18 protein-coding genes are annotated in these 17,961 nt (G+C 41.6%); 8 read left to right on the top strand and 10 right to left on the bottom strand.

All coding sequences use genetic code 11. The features are described from left to right. Positions 1–53 precede the first annotated feature (53 nt). The 7 genes from FTV04_RS07275 to rplU all read right to left on the bottom strand — a co-directional run bounded on the left by FTV04_RS07275 (position 54) and on the right by rplU (position 4,078). Entirely contained in the window at positions 54–845 is a 792-nt protein-coding gene (locus tag FTV04_RS07275; protein ID WP_180007572.1) for an RsiV family protein, read from the bottom strand. A 161-nt stretch (positions 846–1,006) separates the two neighbouring features. Then, positions 1,007–1,702, bottom strand: a complete 696-nt coding sequence (lolA, locus tag FTV04_RS07270) for an outer membrane lipoprotein chaperone LolA (protein WP_111885313.1) — start codon at positions 1,700–1,702, stop codon at positions 1,007–1,009. A 232-nt stretch (positions 1,703–1,934) separates the two neighbouring features. Further along, a complete protein-coding gene (locus tag FTV04_RS16990) occupies positions 1,935–2,477 on the bottom strand; it encodes a YadA-like family protein (protein WP_180007571.1) in 543 nt (180 codons plus the stop codon). 10 nt (positions 2,478–2,487) lie between these two features. Next, the gene (locus FTV04_RS16950) at positions 2,488–3,048 is read right to left on the bottom strand and encodes a hypothetical protein (RefSeq protein ID WP_180007570.1); all 561 of its coding nucleotides are present in this window, start codon (positions 3,046–3,048) and stop codon (positions 2,488–2,490) included. Positions 3,049–3,140: 92 nt separating this feature from the next. Further along, positions 3,141–3,311: a hypothetical protein gene (locus tag FTV04_RS07255; RefSeq protein WP_180034466.1), complete on the bottom strand. Its 171-nt coding sequence runs from the start codon at positions 3,309–3,311 to the stop codon at positions 3,141–3,143. Positions 3,312–3,492: 181 nt separating this feature from the next. Further along, positions 3,493–3,747, bottom strand: a complete 255-nt coding sequence (gene rpmA / locus FTV04_RS07250) for a 50S ribosomal protein L27 (protein WP_067764378.1) — start codon at positions 3,745–3,747, stop codon at positions 3,493–3,495. A 19-nt stretch (positions 3,748–3,766) separates the two neighbouring features. Then, entirely contained in the window at positions 3,767–4,078 is a 312-nt protein-coding gene (rplU, locus tag FTV04_RS07245) for a 50S ribosomal protein L21 (RefSeq protein WP_078191390.1), read from the bottom strand. A gap of 459 nt (positions 4,079–4,537) precedes the next feature. Here rplU and sdsA point away from each other — a divergent pair, with 459 nt between their 5' ends. The 8 genes from sdsA to FTV04_RS07205 all read left to right on the top strand — a co-directional run bounded on the left by sdsA (position 4,538) and on the right by FTV04_RS07205 (position 15,255). Next, positions 4,538–5,515 (top strand): All-trans-nonaprenyl-diphosphate synthase, encoded by a 978-nt coding sequence (gene sdsA, locus FTV04_RS07240; RefSeq protein WP_180089141.1) that lies wholly within the window; start codon positions 4,538–4,540, stop codon positions 5,513–5,515. A 31-nt stretch (positions 5,516–5,546) separates the two neighbouring features. Continuing rightward, the gene (locus tag FTV04_RS07235; RefSeq protein ID WP_180007603.1) at positions 5,547–7,598 is read left to right on the top strand and encodes a site-specific recombinase; all 2,052 of its coding nucleotides are present in this window, start codon (positions 5,547–5,549) and stop codon (positions 7,596–7,598) included. Positions 7,599–7,750: 152 nt separating this feature from the next. After that, positions 7,751–8,347, top strand: coding sequence for a phosphatase PAP2 family protein (locus FTV04_RS07230; protein WP_180007568.1), 597 nt, complete (start codon positions 7,751–7,753; stop codon positions 8,345–8,347). A gap of 42 nt (positions 8,348–8,389) precedes the next feature. Beyond that, on the top strand, positions 8,390–9,655 hold the full coding sequence (locus tag FTV04_RS07225; protein ID WP_180089140.1) for an efflux RND transporter periplasmic adaptor subunit: 1,266 nt from the start codon (positions 8,390–8,392) through the stop codon (positions 9,653–9,655). Positions 9,656–9,667: 12 nt separating this feature from the next. Next, positions 9,668–12,847, top strand: coding sequence for an efflux RND transporter permease subunit (locus FTV04_RS07220; RefSeq protein ID WP_180007567.1), 3,180 nt, complete (start codon positions 9,668–9,670; stop codon positions 12,845–12,847). Beyond that, the gene (gene adeK, locus FTV04_RS07215; RefSeq protein ID WP_180021981.1) at positions 12,847–14,301 is read left to right on the top strand and encodes a multidrug efflux RND transporter AdeIJK outer membrane channel subunit AdeK; all 1,455 of its coding nucleotides are present in this window, start codon (positions 12,847–12,849) and stop codon (positions 14,299–14,301) included. The genes FTV04_RS07220 and adeK overlap by 1 nt, the downstream gene beginning before the upstream one ends. A gap of 150 nt (positions 14,302–14,451) precedes the next feature. Then, on the top strand, positions 14,452–14,808 hold the full coding sequence (locus FTV04_RS07210; protein ID WP_078192212.1) for a YbjQ family protein: 357 nt from the start codon (positions 14,452–14,454) through the stop codon (positions 14,806–14,808). Positions 14,809–14,811: 3 nt separating this feature from the next. Next, positions 14,812–15,255, top strand: coding sequence for a YbjQ family protein (locus tag FTV04_RS07205; RefSeq protein WP_111885285.1), 444 nt, complete (start codon positions 14,812–14,814; stop codon positions 15,253–15,255). 33 nt (positions 15,256–15,288) lie between these two features. Here the strand turns inward: FTV04_RS07205 and FTV04_RS07200 are convergent, their stop codons facing one another. The 3 genes from FTV04_RS07200 to FTV04_RS07190 all read right to left on the bottom strand — a co-directional run bounded on the left by FTV04_RS07200 (position 15,289) and on the right by FTV04_RS07190 (position 17,901). Next, positions 15,289–16,080 (bottom strand): hypothetical protein, encoded by a 792-nt coding sequence (locus tag FTV04_RS07200; RefSeq protein WP_180089139.1) that lies wholly within the window; start codon positions 16,078–16,080, stop codon positions 15,289–15,291. Between the two features lie 298 nt (positions 16,081–16,378). Then, a complete protein-coding gene (locus FTV04_RS07195; RefSeq protein WP_180089138.1) occupies positions 16,379–17,185 on the bottom strand; it encodes an SDR family oxidoreductase in 807 nt (268 codons plus the stop codon). A 44-nt stretch (positions 17,186–17,229) separates the two neighbouring features. After that, positions 17,230–17,901: a hypothetical protein gene (locus FTV04_RS07190; RefSeq protein WP_180089137.1), complete on the bottom strand. Its 672-nt coding sequence runs from the start codon at positions 17,899–17,901 to the stop codon at positions 17,230–17,232. Positions 17,902–17,961 lie beyond the last annotated feature (60 nt).

The raw sequence follows: 17,961 nt of genomic DNA, 5'->3' as shown, positions 1-17,961 counted from the left end.
GACCGAGCTTACAGGTGCCCCTTATTAGACCAATAATCTTGCTTCAAATTGTCTTATTTGGTTTCGTAATTTGGCAAACTTGGTAAATATTCAGGTTTAAATAGCTCTTTAGCCATAAAATATGGAAGTTTTAGCTCAGGCATGCCCTCTGCGTAGCTCGCCAATTCATACAATGGATAAGCAAATACGATCCCGTTCGCGCCATAATAAAAATTATCGCTTAACTGTAGTTTTGAACGTTCAATATCGTGACTATCCAACCACATATAGTTGGCATCAAAAAGTGCGCTAATCACTTTCGCGTCTGCACCTTTGACCAAGACATCTTGTAAAGCCAAACGTTTTTTGGCTTTTAAATCAAAATTGACATATTCAACATGCGACATGCCATGAGCCGCATGCGCTGCGTAGGTATAGCTTTCGATTGCAAAAGTTGCGATATGTCCCCACTGACTAATATATCGAACAGAAGTGGTACTTTGACTTAGGCCTGCATCCGTCTTGTCTGATAAATCGATTTTTTGATTCGGCTCAGTTGAAAATGCAATCGGGTCTGCTTTTTTAATCCGATCAGTAAAATATTGATTAATCCAATCAACATTGGTTTCAACTGTTTGAATCCTATATTGGGTACAACCTTCCGCATCGCAAGCTTGAGCTTTTGGTAATTGCATCTCAACAGATTTAGATTGAATAAGTGGAATCGCATCAGCGACGACCGCTGGCTTCTGTTCCGTTGTTTCACCTTCAACAGGTTCATTTCGAGGATGGCAGGCCGTTAATGACCCGACTAAAACCACAGCTGAAACAGCCCAAGCTATATTATTCATATGATTTTTTTTCATCCCAAAATTCCCTATAGCAACAGTCAAAACCACAAGTCACTTCATTTAAGCAAACTGTGAATATCAGCATACTACTAAATTTCTCTTATATTCAGCTTGCTGGCTTTACATTTCTCCATAAAAAAAGCAGACGGATGTCTGCTTTTTTTCGATTATGAGAATTATTGATCAATAATGTCCGTACCTTTTGGAGGTACAAAATTAAAGGTTGACGCTGGAATAGACGCATTCACCTTCACATTATTGAAACGTACATGGGTTGTTTGACCTAATGAGTCTTGGAGAATCATTAAAGTCGGCGCATTTTTCGCACCAAAACTAATGGTTAAGCTTTGAAACACACCATCATCACTTTTTGGATATAAAGTGTAATAAGTTTTCGTCTTATTCGGCTGTGTAATACGATAAGACTTCATAATTTGAGCCGTATTACCCGACAATAATAATGCAGGCGTATTCGCAACTTGGTCATCTAAGCTTTGGCGTACCGCTTGTTGTAGGTCTGGATCATAGATCCAAACTGTTTTACCTGTAGTCGCAATGGTTTGCTTAGATGGGCTGGTTGTTTCCCAATAGAATTTACCCGGGCGCTGAACTTTCATGACCCCAGTAAAAGTCTGGTTCATATGCTGCGCACTTAAACCTTTCTTTTGAGTTGCTTTGGGGTTAGTCACTTTTGTAGTTTGCTGAAAGTTAGCTGTAAAACTTTTAATACCCGATAATTGTTTCACCAAATTTGCAGTTGCCTGCTGCTCCGACGCTGCAACTGGTGCCGCGAATACTGTCGTACTCATAACCGGTGCCAGTGTCGCTGCACCTAATGCCATAGCACAGATGGTTTTACGAAGCATTTTCATAGATTCACCTTTTATATTTGCATCAACGCAATTTGTTAGATGGCTCCATCTTAAACCACTTTCATTGACTAAATTTAGAGAAAATAAGAAGTTTTGTATGGTTATTAATGCAAATTGCTGTTTTTTATTCATCATGATGGAGAAATATAAAATAAAAAGGCACTTGATTTGATTCAAATGCCTTTCAAATAGTTAAACAACGATTTAGCAATTTTAATAATCCAATATTAAGTTACTTCCATTGCCAACCGATCGATGCACCAGCGCCAAAGTCACCTTCAGAGTTCCCTGTTGCAGCCAATTTATACACATATTTATTGCTCTCAGTTACTCCACTAAAACCTACTGCATAGCCTTGTGAACCTTCCCAAGTCCCCATACCTACACTGAACATGTTATATCCAGCATCTGTGGGTTGAGGTAAGGAGGCGATTGCAATACTTGAAGCAACAGCACCGTAAACATTATCTTTAAATTTATTGAAATTATGGTTCAATTCATTCACACGTTGATTGGTATAACTATTGGCTTGATTAAGTACATTTGCCCCATGCTGATCTGTATATGCTTTTGAACTATTTAACACTACTAGATCTGCTTGACGTATTTGTTTCACGTTTACCGCATCGGTGTCTGCCGTACCAGCTGCCACATGGATAATTTGCCGCTCTGCACCAGCCGAGCCAACGGAAACCGTATTATTGCGGTCAGAGCTTGAACCATTGCCAAGTACAACAGCATTATTTGCAGAGGTGTTGATATTGTTACCAACCACATAGGTATTATTACCTGTGACTGTTTGAACCTACAGCACCAGATCCATCACCACTGACTGTATTGTTTACACCGAGGGCAATAGACTGATTACCATCAGCTTTATTACCTGCACCGACTGCAATCGCATCTTGTCCATTCGCAGTTGGTTTAGGTGCTGTATTGGCAACGTTTGATTGAATTTTAATGTACGGATCTGTTTCTTTTAAGCTCAACAACCATTCAACTTCAGTACCGACAAATCCATTTTTTATCGCAAGTTCATACGCACTGAAACCATTTTCACCAGTTAGTCCTTGTGCGCCAACTGCACCACGTAGACTTTCTAACCATTGGTCTTCATTGCCTTCATAACCATTGCTCACCGCAACTTGATAAGCACTTGCACCATCTAGACCATTGCTGCCATTCAGACCGTTCAACCCATCCTTACCATCGATGCCGTCTCGGCCATTGAGTCCATCTTTACCAGTAGCGCCTGTTGCTCCTGTATCGCCTTTGTCACCTTTAGCTCCGGTTGCACCTGTTGCTCCTGTATCGCCTTTTTCACCAGCAGGACCTTGAGGTCCCATTGGCCCTTCTGGGCCAGGAATTCCACTATTGCAACGATTACAAGTATGCTCAGGATATGACGAGCCACTCCCACCAGCCCATGCAATTGAACCTAAGAAAATAAAATACTCACAGCTAGTAATTTTGGTACAGCTTTAATAGCGATTGAAGTTATTTCACCAAGTCCTAGTGTCTTTTCAAATGCAATTTGTTGGCTTTTATCAGGACAATTCCTTTTCTGATAGTCAGCACCGATAAAAACTGTATTCAATATTTTATTCATGTCCTTATCCTTTTTTTGTATTTGTACTCCTCTATTACGCTCTTTATTTTTTTGTGATTTAAATCACTATTTATGGTGAATTTATTGATTTGTACATCATTTGTAACAATCTAAAAAATACCTCACATTTTATTCAGACGAAAAAAAACCCGCAAAAATGCGGGTTTTTTTCTATTAAAGCTTACGCTTCAACAGATACGTAGCGACGACCGAATTGGCCTTTCACTTCGAATTTCACAACGCCGTCAGCAGTTGCAAATAAAGTATGGTCACGGCCCATACCTACATTTACACCAGCGTGGAATTCAGTACCACGTTGACGAACGATGATGTTACCAGCAGTCACAGATTGACCGCCGTAGATTTTAACACCCAACATTTTTGGGTTCGAGTCACGACCGTTTTTAGTCGAACCACCGGCTTTTTTAGTTGCCATGTCTACTTACTCCTCGTAATTAGCCTGAAATAGCTGTAATTTTCAACTCAGTGAACCATTGACGGTGACCTTGTTGTTTACGATAGTGTTTACGACGACGCATTTTGATGATGCGGATTTTGTCGTGACGACCATGGCTAACTACTTCAGCAGTTACTTTAGCGCCAGCTACTACTGGTGCACCAATTTGAATGCTGTCACCGTTAACAAGCATCAACACGTCATCAAAAGTAACAGTTGAGCCAGTTTCAGCTTTCAATAATTCTACTTTAAGGGTTTCACCCTCAACTACACGGTGTTGTTTACCACCGCTTTGGATTACTGCGTACATTTAAGTACTCCAAACATGCCCGTGTTGTCGTGCCGGTAAAGGGATATACCGATCTTAAAACGATCGTCACTGGGGTTTCGCAAAGGCAAAGATTTTAAGGGATAACCCGAAAAACAACAAGTCATTTCCGTAAAATATTAGATGAGTATGCGTTTATTATATAAACAGTGTCATTAAAAGTATTAAAATGAGTGCTCTATTTCACTTATCATGCTTTTGACAAGGTTTGACATAGATTTTTAGCAACAATTCGCTAATATACACTGGACTGACATCAACAACATGCTGTTCAAACAACATGCTAAAGATAAAAGTCTGTTAAAAAATAAGTACAATACTTCCGCTTGATGAAAAAAATCACTTAAGATTAAGTCAATTGAGTAAGTTCTTATCTGTTATTCATATAACAAATTGCTACACTACGTCTGTAATTCAAAAATTATTGAGGTTTCTCTTCATATGACCATCGACTTTAAGCAAGATATTCTCGCGCCTGTTGCTACTGACTTTGCTGCGATGGACAAATTTATTAATGAAGGGATCACGTCTAAAGTTGCCTTGGTCATGGCAGTCAGTAAACATGTGGTTGAAGCAGGCGGTAAACGCATGCGTCCCATTATGTGCTTACTTGCAGCAAAGGCTTGTGGCGCAGAAGATTTAGAAAAACACCGTAAACTTGCAGCAATTATTGAAATGCTGCATACCGCGACCTTGGTACATGACGACGTAGTCGATGAATCGGGTTTACGCCGTGGCCGCCCAACAGCAAATGCGACATGGAATAATCAAACTGCCGTACTTGTGGGTGATTTTTTGATTTCTCGCGCTTTTGATTTATTGGTGGATCTAGACAGCAAAGTATTACTCAAAGACTTTTCAACGGGTACCTGTGAAATTGCTGAAGGTGAAGTTTTACAACTTCAATCACAGCATCAACCAGAAACCACGGAACAGACCTACTTAGATATTATTCACGGCAAAACATCACGTTTATTTGAGCTCGCTACCGAAGGTGCAGCGATTCTGACTGGTACACCAGAGTACCGTAAACCGCTTAGAAAATTTGCCGGACACTTTGGAAATGCCTTTCAAATTATTGACGATATTTTAGATTACACCTCAGATGCTGAAACATTAGGTAAAAATATTGGTGATGATTTGATGGAAGGTAAACCAACTTTACCTTTAATCTCTGCCTTAAAGAATACAACTGGCGAAGAACATGACATTATTCGCCGCAGTATTGCCACAGGTGGTACGGCAGATTTAGAGCGTGTTATTCAGATTGTACAAAGCTCTGGGGCACTTGATTATTGTAGCCAACGAGCGACTGAAGAAACTGAGGCAGCACTTGCCGCTTTAGCAGCACTACCAGATACTGAATATCGTCAAGCTTTAATCAACCTCGCAAACTTGGCATTACACCGAATTCAATAATTAACAATATTCATCGTAATTCCCCTTGCCTATGCATATAAAACTCAATGATATCTTTTTGACCATGCAGCAACAGCTCGATACCCCTCGGGCTGTGCTGGATGAAAACTTGCTGATCGAATTGGTCAACCGAATTCGACCAGAAGATACAAAAAATACTGACGAAATTAAGAAAAAATTTCAGGCTTTCATCCAAGCTTTACTCATCACGCCAGATGCAGCCTCTACCTTGCAAAGTTTTGTCCTGAAACTCATTAGCCGATATAAACAAACCAGTTTATATGCGGACACAGGTATTTTGTCTCTCGATGGTTTTTGGGGACAACTGTTCCAACGGCTTGGCGCACATTTTCTTCCTCTGATCAATGACGAAACTCAATTACAAGATTTAGTCCGTCGAGTTTTTTATCGTCATAGCGACAAATATTGGCTGGACAATATTGATGATCAGCAATGGATGCAGCTCTTTCGATTGTTTAACCAAGGCCATAGCAATCAGGAAGAAAAAAAGAAAATTCGCCGTGAGTTAATTAAAGCCATTACCGTTTTGTCCTATCGGGTAAGTGGTATTGGCTTATATCCTGAATTTATTAATGCACAGCCTGAACTGACCGAATATGAATCACCTTTTTTGGTGCAAAACCGTGAAATAAATGATTTTATTCAGCAGTATAAAAAGCTCCATCAAAGTGCTGAAGAAATGAGTGCTGTGCTACCGCCAGATGCTTCTCAAGCGTTGGTAATGCTGGAACAATGTCGTGATGTGGTGCTGAAGATTCGGCGTGCGACCAAACGAATTGGCGTAAGTGTCAGCCTGACTTACTTATTGTCGCTTTTAGAACAGTGTTTAGATCGCTTAGAAATCTTACTCAACCTGATTGTTGAAGAAGATGATGTCCGCTATGTGTCTATGGGTAGTTTACTCAGTGATGTGACGTCAGCGATTTATAGCGAGCGCAGTGTGCGCGATTTGCTCGCCACCAATAGTGAATTGGTTGCCCTACAAGTCACCGAAAACGCAAGTAAAACTGGCGAACACTATGTAAGTACGGACAAACAAGGCTTTATGAGCATGTACCGATCTGCGGCAGGTGCCGGTGTGATCATTGCATGTATGGCAACTTTAAAAGTGCTGATGGCCCGTGTCAGCATGGCACCGCTCATGCAAGCCATTTCATATAGTCTGAACTACTCTTTCGGCTTTATGCTGATTCATGTCTTACATTTTACTGTTGCCACTAAACAGCCTGCGATGACAGCTGCCGCCCTTGCCTCGACGGTTCAGCATCGTAAAGGCTCGAAAATGGCGCAGATTGCCGAACTTGCCGCGCTAATTATTAACATCATTCGAACCCAGTTTATTGCAATCTTAGGCAACATCAGTATTGCGATTCCTGTTGCAGCATTGATCGCATTAAGTTGGGACATGGCTTTACATGAGCCATTAATGAATCATGCAAAAGCAGCTAAAACCTTACACGACCTCAATCCATTTACCTCACTGGCTGTGCCACATGCTGCGATAGCTGGAGTATGTTTGTTTTTATCAGGTTTGCTTGCTGGGTACTTTGACAACATGGCGATCTATCGCAAAGTTGGACCACGGATTCAAGCACATCCAAAGTTAAAACGCATCATGGGTCAAGAGAGACTGGATAAGCTTGCCGCTTACATTGAGCGAAACTTAGGTGCTTTAGCAGGTAACTTCTTATTCGGGATCATGCTGGGCAGTATGGGAACGATTGGATTTATTTTTGGTTTACCTTTAGATATTCGCCATATCGCCTTCGCCTCGGCCAACTTCATTCAAGGCCTCATCAATATTAATGGTTCACCAGACATTGGCTTAATCATTGTGTCATTCTTAGGAGTTATTCTGATCGGTCTGACTAACTTATTCGTCAGTTTCACGTTAACCATTATTGTGGCACTACGGGCACGTCGCGTAAGATTTGAACAATGGAAACCACTGGCTAAATTGGTGATGACTCATTTTCTAACGCGACCAAGTGACTTTTTCTGGCCACCGAAAACCCCACTTGAAGTTGAAGATGGCACACAAGCCAGTAAGAACAATCATTAGCAGATTTGTGTTTTATTTTAGTAAGATGTAAATGAACACAAAAAATAAAATCAGTATGATTTACACATACTTGAAATAAAGTGTACTGATGAGTACACTTTAGTCCATTAATTAACCGAGCTCAAACCGGTTAAAATGACAAGGAATAAAATATGCCACGAACGCTACTGTTTGTTGGTTTTTTTGCATTAATTATCAGTGTGTTGTCGCTTTATTCTAGCTATTTAAATCTATTAGATTTAAATATCGTGGAATGGATGAGTCAGCACCGTATTGCTGTTTTTAATCAAATTACCATCGGACTTTCGGCGCTAGGCGGCATGCCTTTTGTATTATTTTTCACCACGCTATGGTGTTTACACTTTGCGTGGTATAAAAAATATACAGAAATTGTTTTTATCAGTATAGGGATCTTTGGAAGTATCGGCCTTGCATGGTTGCTTAAATTTACGTTTACCAGACCGCGTCCCCCAGAAATGTACCATCTTGTAGCGTCTTACGGGAGTTCATTCCCAAGCGCACACAGTTGTTATGCTGCATCGCTTGCGTGTCTGATGATCTTGATTTACCGACAACATGCTCAACATCGCTTGATCACCATTTTGGCATTGTTATGGATGCTGTGTATGGGTGTTTCGCGAGTATATGTTGGGGTTCATTTTCCGACAGATGTCTTATCCGGTTGGAGCATAAGTTTTATTTGGATCGCGCTACTTTATTTGAGTTACATCAAAATCAGTAAAGCGTAAACAAATGAATAATTTAGATAAATATCTAATTGAGGTGGAACAATGATGTCTGCAAAGCTTTGGGCTCCCGCCCTGACTGCTTGCGCATTGGTAACAAGTATTGCACTTGTTGGTTGTAGCAAAGATCCTAAAGATGCACAGCAAGCTGCTGCTGCACAGCAAATGCCACCAACTGAAGTCGGTGTCATTGTTGCCCAACCGCAAAGCGTTGAACAATCTGTTGAACTTTCCGGCCGTACATCTGCCTATGAAATTTCAGAAGTACGTCCACAAACCAGTGGTGTAGTACTGAAACGTCTATTTGCAGAAGGCAGTTATGTTCGCGAAGGACAAGCCTTGTACGAGATCGACTCGCGTACAAACCGTGCTTCAGCTGACAGTGCTCGTGCTGCTTTAACACGTCAACAAGCAAACCTAAACGTGTTACGTGTTAAAGAAGGTCGTTACCGTCAGCTTGTTGGGTCAAATGCGATTTCAAAACAAGAATACGACGATATTGTTGCGCAAGTTAAACTGGCTGAAGCAGACGTTGCTGCATCTCAGGCAGAACTTAAAAATGCTGAAATTAACTTAGGTTATTCAACTGTACGTGCGCCAATTTCGGGTCAAACCAACCGTTCAACTGTGACTGCTGGTGCATTAGTTACTGCATCTCAAGCTGATCCATTAGTCACAATTCAACGTCTTGATCCAATGTACGTTGACATTAACCAATCAAGTGCTGAACTTCTTCGCTTACGCCAACAGTTAAGCAAAGGCAACTTGGACAGCAGTAATAACACCAAAGTGAAATTACGTCTTGAAGATGGTAGCGAATACCCAATTGAAGGTCGTCTTGCATTCTCTGATGCAAGTGTGAACCCTGATACAGGTACGGTTACACTTCGTGCTGTTTTTTCTAACCCGAACCATTTATTACTTCCGGGTATGTTTGCCAATGCTCGCATCGTTCAGGGTGTGATTCCAAATGCTTACCTGATTCCACAAGCTGCCATTACGCGTACCCCTACTGGTCAAGCGATTGCAATGATTGTGAATGCAAAAGGTGCTGTTGAATCTCGTCCTGTAACAACAGTCGGTACTCAAGGTGCAAACTGGATCGTTACTCAAGGCTTAAACACTGGCGATAAAGTGATTGTTGACGGTATTGCGAAAGTTAAGCCAGAGCAACAAGTTGTAGCCAAACCGTATCAACCTCAGGCTGCTGCACCTCAAGGTGCTCAACAACCTGCTGCAGCAAAGCCAGATGCTAAAGTTGCAGAACAAGCAGCACCTAAATCTGAACAAAAAGCTACTTCAAACGCATAGGGAGTAGACTGAATGGCTCAATTCTTTATTCATCGCCCCATTTTTGCGTGGGTGATTGCATTGGTGATTATGTTGGCGGGTGTACTCACGCTATCTAATATGCCAATTGCACAGTATCCGACCATTGCGCCGCCAACGGTTTCAATCTCTGCGACTTACCCTGGTGCGTCTGCAGAAACAGTTGAAAACACCGTAACCCAAATCATTGAACAACAAATGAATGGTTTGGATGGCTTACGTTATATTTCGTCAAACAGTGCGGGTAACGGTCAGGCATCTATTACATTGAACTTTGAACAAGGGATCGATCCAGATATCGCCCAAGTTCAAGTCCAAAACAAACTCCAGTCTGCGACAGCGTTATTACCTGAAGATGTACAGCGTCAAGGTGTAAAAGTCACCAAATCTGGCGCAAGCTTCCTACAAGTTGTAGCATTCCACTCACCATCGGGTAAGTTGACTGCGGACGACATTAAGGACTATGTAAACTCGAATATTTCTGAACCTCTCAGCCGTGTGGCAGGTGTAGGTGAAGTCCAAGTATTTGGTGGCTCTTATGCGATGCGTATTTGGCTAGATCCAGCCAAAATGGCAAACCTACAAGTTACACCGAGTGATGTGGCTGCGGCTATCCGTACACAGAATGCTCAGGTTGCTGTTGGTCAGTTAGGTGGTGCGCCTGCAACTGAAGGTCAAGTGCTGAACGCGACAGTTACAGCACAAAGTTTGTTGCAAACGCCTGATCAATTCAAAAATATTTTCCTGCGTAATAGTATCAATGGTGCTCAAGTACGTTTAGGTGATGTTGCACGTGTTGAATTAGGTGCAGACAACTATCAGTTTGACTCTAAGTTCAACAACAAACCTGCTGGTGGTGTAGCGATCAAACTAGCAACTGGTGCAAACGCATTAGACACAGCCGAAGCTGTTGAAGCACGTTTAAAAGAACTACGTCCAAACTACCCTGAAGGTTTAGAAGACACGCTTGCATTTGATACGACTCCATTCATTAAGTTATCGATTGAAAGTGTTGTACATACCCTTGTAGAAGCCGTGATTCTCGTATTCTTTGTGATGTTCTTGTTCTTACAGAACTGGCGCGCAACGATTATTCCGACATTGGCTGTACCTGTAGTGGTATTGGGTACTTTTGCTGTCATTAACATGTTTGGTTTCTCTATCAACACTCTCACCATGTTCGCGATGGTACTGGCGATTGGTCTCCTCGTGGATGATGCAATTGTTGTCGTAGAGAACGTTGAACGTGTCATGGTTGAAGATCATCTTGACCCAGTGACTGCAACTGAAATCTCAATGAAACAGATCTCGGGTGCCCTCATCGGTATTACCTCTGTGTTAACCGCTGTATTCGTGCCGATGGCATTCTTCGGTGGTACGACAGGTGTAATTTATCGTCAGTTCTCAATCACGCTGGTAACAGCAATGATTCTGTCATTGATTGTGGCATTGACCTTTACCCCTGCCCTATGTGCGACCATGTTGAAACAACATGATCCAAACAAACCTGAAAGCAACAATATCTTTGCCCGTTTCTTCCGTTGGTTTAACAGCTCTTTTGATAAAGTTGCGCATAAATACCAAGGCGGCGTGAACTTCATGACACACCACAAGATTTTCTCTGGTGTGATTTATGCAGTTGTAATCGGCTTATTAGTGCTTTTATTCCAAAAGTTACCATCATCATTCTTACCTGAAGAAGACCAAGGTGTTGTAATGACACTGGTACAGTTACCACCGAATGCCTCACTTGAGCGTACGGATAAAACTGTCACTGCAATGACCGATTACTTCCTGAAAAACGAAGAAAAATATGTCGAGTCTGTATTCAGTGTTGCCGGCTTCTCGTTCACAGGTGTGGGTCAAAACGCAGGTCTTGCTTTCGTCAAGTTAAAAGATTGGGAAGACCGTACATCACCTGAATCTCAAGTAGGTGCGATTATTCAACGTGGTATGGCATTGAACATGATCGTGAAGGATGCTTCATACATCATGCCAATCCAATTACCAGCAATGCCAGAATTGGGTGTAACTGCTGGCTTCAACTTGCAGTTAAAAGCTTCTGCAGGTCAAACCCATCAACAACTTATCGATGCCCGTAATATGGTGCTCGGTATGGCTGCTCAAGATAAACGCCTCATGGGTGTTCGTCCTAACGGTCAAGAAGATACGCCACAGTACAAAATCACGATTGACCAAGCTCAAGCCGGTGCTATGGGTGTCAGCATCTCTGAAATCAATACCACAATGGGTATGGCATGGGGTGGTTCTTACATCAACGACTTCGTTGACCGTGGTCGTGTGAAGAAAGTCTATGTACAGGGTGAAGCTGCGGCACGTATGATGCCTGAAGACCTGAGCCAGTGGTATGTTCGTAACAACCAAGGCACAATGGTTCCATTCTCGACCTTCGCTACTGGCGAATGGACTTATGGCTCACCACGTCTTGAACGTTATAACGGTATCGCATCTGTGAACATTCAAGGTTCACCGGGTGTGGGTGTAAGTTCGGGCGACGCGATGAAAGCGATGGAAGAAATTGTACAAAAACTTCCTTCGATGGGCGTTCAAGGCTTTGACTATGAATGGACTGGTTTATCTCTAGAAGAACGTGAGTCTGGCGCACAAGCACCATTCCTATACGCACTTTCATTGTTAATCGTCTTCCTATGTCTTGCTGCCTTGTATGAAAGCTGGTCTATTCCGTTCTCAGTATTACTGGTTGTACCATTAGGTGTATTGGGTGCGTTATTACTGACTTTCCTTGGAATGGTGTTCTTCAAAAATCCAAACTTGGCGAATAACATTTACTTCCAGGTGGCTATTATTGCCGTCATTGGTTTGTCTGCGAAGAATGCGATCTTGATCGTAGAATTCGCGAAAGAACTTCAAGAAAAAGGTGAAGATCTGTTTGACGCAACATTGCATGCCGCTAAAATGCGTCTACGTCCAATTATCATGACCACTTTAGCCTTTGGTTTTGGTGTACTTCCGCTTGCCCTTTCTTCGGGTGCAGGTGCAGGTAGTCAGCACTCCGTAGGTTATGGTGTATTGGGTGGCGTAATCAGTTCTACCCTACTTGGTATCTTCTTTATTCCTGTGTTCTATGTATGGATCCGAAGTATCTTTAAGTACAAACCAAAACAACAAAATAATCAGGAGCATTTATCGTGATGCAAAATGTATGGTCTATTGCAGGTCGTAGCATTGCGGTTTCTTCACTTGCGCTTGCTTTGGCTGCCTGCCAAAGCATGCGTGGTCCAGAGCCGGTTGTTCAGACCAATATCCCCGAAAGCTACACAGCAAGTGCTTCTGGTACTTCTGTTGCTGAACAAGGATATAAAGATTTCTTTGCTGACCAACGTCTGGTACAAGTTCTTGACTTAGCTTTAGCCAATAACCGTGACCTACGTACGGCTGCTTTAAATATTGAACGTGCACAGCAACAGTATCAAATCACTGCCAATGGTCAATTACCAACCATTGGTGCCAGTGGTAGCGTACTTCGTCAAGACACGTTGAATACACAAAAGCCTATCACCTCTTATAATGTCGGTTTAGGTGTCACTGCCTATGAACTTGATTTTTGGGGTCGTGTACGTAGCTTAAAAGACAATGCTTTAGACAGTTACCTTGCAACTGCAAGTGCCCGTGATGCAACACAAATTGCGTTGATCGGTCAAGTGGCTCAAGCATGGTTAAACTATGCATACGCTAACTCAAACTTGAAGCTTGCGGATCAAACCTTAAAGGCTCAGCTTGAATCTTACAATCTGAACAAAAAGCGTTTTGATGTCGGTATTGACAGTGAAGTTCCTGTTCGTCAGGCTCAAATTTCTGTAGAAACTGCACGTAATGATGTTGCGAACTACAAGACTCAAATTGCTCAAGCACAAAACTTATTGAATCTATTAGTGGGTCAACAAGTACCTGCGAACTTGCTGCCGAACCAACGTGTCAATCGCATTACTTCTACCAATACCATTGGTTCAGGTATTCCAAGTGACTTGTTGAACAACCGTCCAGATGTCCGTGCAGCTGAATATAAACTGTCTGCTGCTGGTGCGAACATTGGTGCAGCTAAAGCACGTCTGTTCCCTACGATTAGTCTGACAGGTTCAGCGGGTTATGCTTCAACGGACTTAGGTGATCTATTTAAATCAGGCAACTTTGTATGGTCTGCTGGCCCTAGCCTAGATATTCCAATCTTCGACTGGGGTACACGTCAGGCCAATATTAAAGTTTCTGAAACTGACCAGAAAATTGCATTGTCTGATTATGAAAAATCAGTTCAGTCAGCTTTCCGTGAAGTAAATGATGCGCTTGCAGTTCGCCAAAACATTGGTGACCGTATTGCAGCACAGCGCCGTTTAGTTGATGCAACCAATACAACCTACAAACTGTCAAATGCTCGCTTCCGTGCTGGTATTGATAGCTACTTAACTGTACTTGATGCGCAGCGTGCATCTTATGCAGCTGAGCAAGGTTTGTTGTTGCTTGAACAAGCAAATCTCAACAATCAAGTTGAATTGTATAAAACACTTGGTGGTGGTATCAAAGCCAACACTTCTGATGCTGTGCAATACCAACCTTCTACTGCTGAGCGTAAAGCTGCATCAAAACAATAATTTGATTTAGCCTAGCCCGTAATATTTGAAAAGCTCACTTCGGTGGGCTTTTTCATTTTTAGATCGGAGCTACAAAATAAAAATGAAGATATTGCTTTTTGCTGAAGAGTTTCCTATCTTCAATTCAACTTTTTATATTGATAACTAAAAATGCTTTTAAGTAATCTTGAATCTGTTCCAGGTCATACCATTACACAACAACTTGATGTCGTTTATGGCAGTACTGTCCGCAGTAAACATGTTGGTCGTGACTTTATGGCTGGCCTAAAAAATATCGTGGGTGGTGAACTCAAAGGTTATACAGAACTACTCGAAGAATCCCGTCAAGAAGCTATGAGCCGTATGATTGATAAAGCACGTGCCTTAGGGGCGAATGCGGTCGTCGGCATCCGTTTTTCAACCTCAAATATTGCTCAAGGCGCCTCTGAATTATTTGTGTATGGCACGGCAGTTCGCGTAGAAGCCAACTCAGCAAAACTACCAGACCCATTTCCAACTCAGGACTAAGTCATGGATGCCTTTATTTTTAAAGTCCTGATCTTTGTGGTGCTCTTTTGTATTGGTTGGGGCTTCGGTCGACATATCGAACAAAAACATCTCAAAGAACTCGAAGCTCAAGAAAAGCGATTGGCGCATATTCGCATAGACAACAACCGCTTTAAAACTACTGAACATTTCGGACAACTTATTTCGAGTAATGTAGTGATTTCACATGATTATTTTAAATATGTGATTGCCAATATTCAGAACTTCTTTGGCGGACGTTTAACCAGCTATGAAAGCATTGTCGATCGGGCGCGTCGTGAAGCCGTGGTGCGTTTAAAGCAAGAAGCTGAAAAGATGGGCGCAACGCAAATTATGGGTCTGCGTTTAAGCACCACTGAGTTGGGTATGCAAGGTGGCATGGTCGAAGTCTTTGCGTATGGAACAGCAATTCAAAAGAGAGACATCTGATCTCTCTACTTCTCCCCAATTCATTTTTACTATTTAATTTACTTTACACAATGTGTTTTCAAACTCTTCATAACTCACATTTTCATTGCGACAAACTTTAAAACAAACTTCATTAAATTTCTTTTCATCAATATTTGGATCATGATAACTAAATGCAACATCTCCAGCATAAGCACGTGCCAGATCTTGCACCACAATGTCAGCTTTACATCCATATAAAGTTGGACATGCCTCTAATGTTCCTTCGTAATACTCTTTACACTGAGTCGCTTCGACATCCACCTTATTGGGTTTTTGCATCGACACATTTAAACCATTTTCATTCATTAGAAGAAAATATTGAAGTTTTCTAAATGGTTTTAAGTCAATCTCGAGTCCCGAATGATTGATACGAGCCAATTGATCTTTGTAAGAATTATGATCATCTGAGATTAACTCTGCATTACCAGCTTTGTCGATTTTGATAAAGCTATAGTTGACAGGCATATATGCGCCACTCCCCTTATGTGCAATCACTTCGATCAAATGATCTTTCGCAATAAATGCGCCCGTAAATACAGTCGATTCAACACTGGTCAGCAACTTACCTTTCACTAAAACACAATATCCAAAACATTGATCTTTGAATCTAGCCTGATCGCCTTTAAAATCATCAACAGGATGAAATTCAGCTCGCCATTTAAAATCACCAATTTTATTCGAGCTATAAGGTAATTTATCAACATCTGAATCTTGAGGATTTTGACTGTAATACTCAGACTTCAATAATCCTTTTTCATCAAACAGTGCTTCGATCGGTAACCACCCCTCATTTGGTCCTCGCATAACAACTTCTGCACTCGCCGCTTCAACTTTAGGTTCAATCTCAACAGATTCAATAACTGGTTCTGATACAGTTCCTATTTCTTTTTCAGGCTTTTCGAGCGTTGACTTCTGCTCAATTTTTGAGTTTTCTGTTTAAAATAAAAATATGCCACTGTACCGTTTGCACCAATGATTGCGCACAAAATGATGGCTATTCCCCATTTGTTAAAATTATTCTTTTTCATTTCTTATAATCTCGTTACTCATTAAAAAAGTCACTGTTAAGAGTGACTTTTAAACTATTTAAACTTGATAAAATTTACTTCACTTTGGTTTTACGAATCATTTTATATAACGTTGTCGGTGATAATCGAGATACCCAAACACCGAGCTTTTCTTTAGAACCACCCACCACGATGTATTCTTCCCCACGTTGCAAAGATTGCACCACCGTTTCGGCAAACTCATTGGCTTCTAGACCATTTTCAATGGCTTCATCCTGATGCCCTTGTGGCTTGCCGGCACCATTGAGTGCATTAAATGAAACATTGGTTTTGACAAATCCGGGGAATATCACCGATACGCCCACCCCTTGATCCGCAACTTCCGCACGTAGACTGTTCGCCCACATATGAATGGCAGCTTTTGCAGCAGAATAGGTCGCGCGGTACTGTGTCCCTAATAAGCCTGCAACACTTGAAACAAAAGCAATTCGACCAGACTTTTGTGCTAAAAAAGTCGGTAGAACGGTTTTGGTTAAATAGACTTGAGAAAAATAATCTACTTCCATGATGGCACGTTCAGTCTGCATGGTCGTATCCGTGATCAATGCACGCTGACTCAATCCCGCATTATTGATTAGCCAATCAATTCGGCCTTTATGCGCAAGGACTTGTTCATAAGCATGGCGAACTTGTTCTTCATTGGTAATGTCTGCATACACTGAAAGATGCTGATCTGGATGTAATAATGAAACACGGACTTTTTCCAACTCTTCAAATCGACGTGCGGTCAAAATGACCTGCGCCCCTTGCAGAGCACATTCTTTTGCTAAAGCTTCTCCCAAACCTGAAGATGCCCCAGTAATCCACACCACTTTTCCGTTCAAATCATCTCGTTTTGCCATTTTGACATCCTTTTAAATAACTAATTTATTCATTTATATGTGTTTTATGCTTTATGTAGTACAGGCTCATTGCTCAAAAACACCATAAAATGGTCAAAGTACTGACTCATCGATTGTGCATCATAAATTTTGCCGAGTTTATCAAAACGTTTATAACCGAGTTGCGTGGTGAGATTGATGACACCGGTTAAAGTTTTATCCACCACCATGTTAAATTTCAGCATTTTTTTCGGTTCTCGCACCAAATGCGTCACCCCGGCATCGACCACTTGTGTAAATGCCTTCAACGCGAGCGGCACATATTGATTCTGCCCTTCTTTCATTTGATTGACATAGGCAAGCAAGTCGGTGGCTAAAGAGGCATCGATCGGGTAATGCATAAAATGCTGACCATCTTCGCTATAAAAACGTCCATATAAATAATTCACCATCGGTACAAGGCGGTCATTGCCGAAAAAAGACACCGACCACGGCATATATTTACGGGTCGTTTCACGTATTTGCTGAATAATTTTTTCGGATTCATTGTCTCCAGACTTATTCATGCGCGCCATTTGACCAAAAACTTGATCTAAAATTTCACACGCAATATCCGCTAGATTATCCCCTAAGGCTTTGGACTGACTTTCTGTTTCACCCGCGTTGAGTTTTTGATGAATCGTCTCAAAACGTTGATATGTCGTAGGTTGAATCTTTAAAGAAATTGAATAAGTCATTTGATATTGCTCCTTTTATCTTAGTTTTGGGATCAATGGATACTTCTTATCTTAGGTCCT

Source organism: Acinetobacter sp. YH12219, assembly GCF_013417875.1.
Classification (GTDB): domain Bacteria; phylum Pseudomonadota; class Gammaproteobacteria; order Pseudomonadales; family Moraxellaceae; genus Acinetobacter; species Acinetobacter amyesii.
The sequence above is the reverse complement of the archived record's forward strand: the minus strand, read 5'-3'. Positions and strand labels throughout refer to the sequence as shown.

Coding starts and splice junctions, on each gene's coding strand:
- FTV04_RS07275 (WP_180007572.1), bottom strand. CDS start 845: ATGAAAAAAAATCATATGAATAATATAGCTTGGGCTGTTTCAGCTGTG.
- lolA (WP_111885313.1), bottom strand. CDS start 1,702: ATGAAAATGCTTCGTAAAACCATCTGTGCTATGGCATTAGGTGCAGCG.
- FTV04_RS16950 (WP_180007570.1), bottom strand. CDS start 3,048: ATGGGACCTCAAGGTCCTGCTGGTGAAAAAGGCGATACAGGAGCAACA.
- FTV04_RS07255 (WP_180034466.1), bottom strand. CDS start 3,311: ATGAATAAAATATTGAATACAGTTTTTATCGGTGCTGACTATCAGAAA.
- rpmA (WP_067764378.1), bottom strand. CDS start 3,747: ATGGCAACTAAAAAAGCCGGTGGTTCGACTAAAAACGGTCGTGACTCG.
- rplU (WP_078191390.1), bottom strand. CDS start 4,078: ATGTACGCAGTAATCCAAAGCGGTGGTAAACAACACCGTGTAGTTGAG.
- sdsA (WP_180089141.1), top strand. CDS start 4,538: ATGACCATCGACTTTAAGCAAGATATTCTCGCGCCTGTTGCTACTGAC.
- FTV04_RS07235 (WP_180007603.1), top strand. CDS start 5,547: ATGCATATAAAACTCAATGATATCTTTTTGACCATGCAGCAACAGCTC.
- FTV04_RS07230 (WP_180007568.1), top strand. CDS start 7,751: ATGCCACGAACGCTACTGTTTGTTGGTTTTTTTGCATTAATTATCAGT.
- FTV04_RS07225 (WP_180089140.1), top strand. CDS start 8,390: ATGATGTCTGCAAAGCTTTGGGCTCCCGCCCTGACTGCTTGCGCATTG.
- FTV04_RS07220 (WP_180007567.1), top strand. CDS start 9,668: ATGGCTCAATTCTTTATTCATCGCCCCATTTTTGCGTGGGTGATTGCA.
- adeK (WP_180021981.1), top strand. CDS start 12,847: ATGCAAAATGTATGGTCTATTGCAGGTCGTAGCATTGCGGTTTCTTCA.
- FTV04_RS07210 (WP_078192212.1), top strand. CDS start 14,452: ATGCTTTTAAGTAATCTTGAATCTGTTCCAGGTCATACCATTACACAA.
- FTV04_RS07205 (WP_111885285.1), top strand. CDS start 14,812: ATGGATGCCTTTATTTTTAAAGTCCTGATCTTTGTGGTGCTCTTTTGT.
- FTV04_RS07200 (WP_180089139.1), bottom strand. CDS start 16,080: ATGCGAGGACCAAATGAGGGGTGGTTACCGATCGAAGCACTGTTTGAT.
- FTV04_RS07195 (WP_180089138.1), bottom strand. CDS start 17,185: ATGGCAAAACGAGATGATTTGAACGGAAAAGTGGTGTGGATTACTGGG.
- FTV04_RS07190 (WP_180089137.1), bottom strand. CDS start 17,901: ATGACTTATTCAATTTCTTTAAAGATTCAACCTACGACATATCAACGT.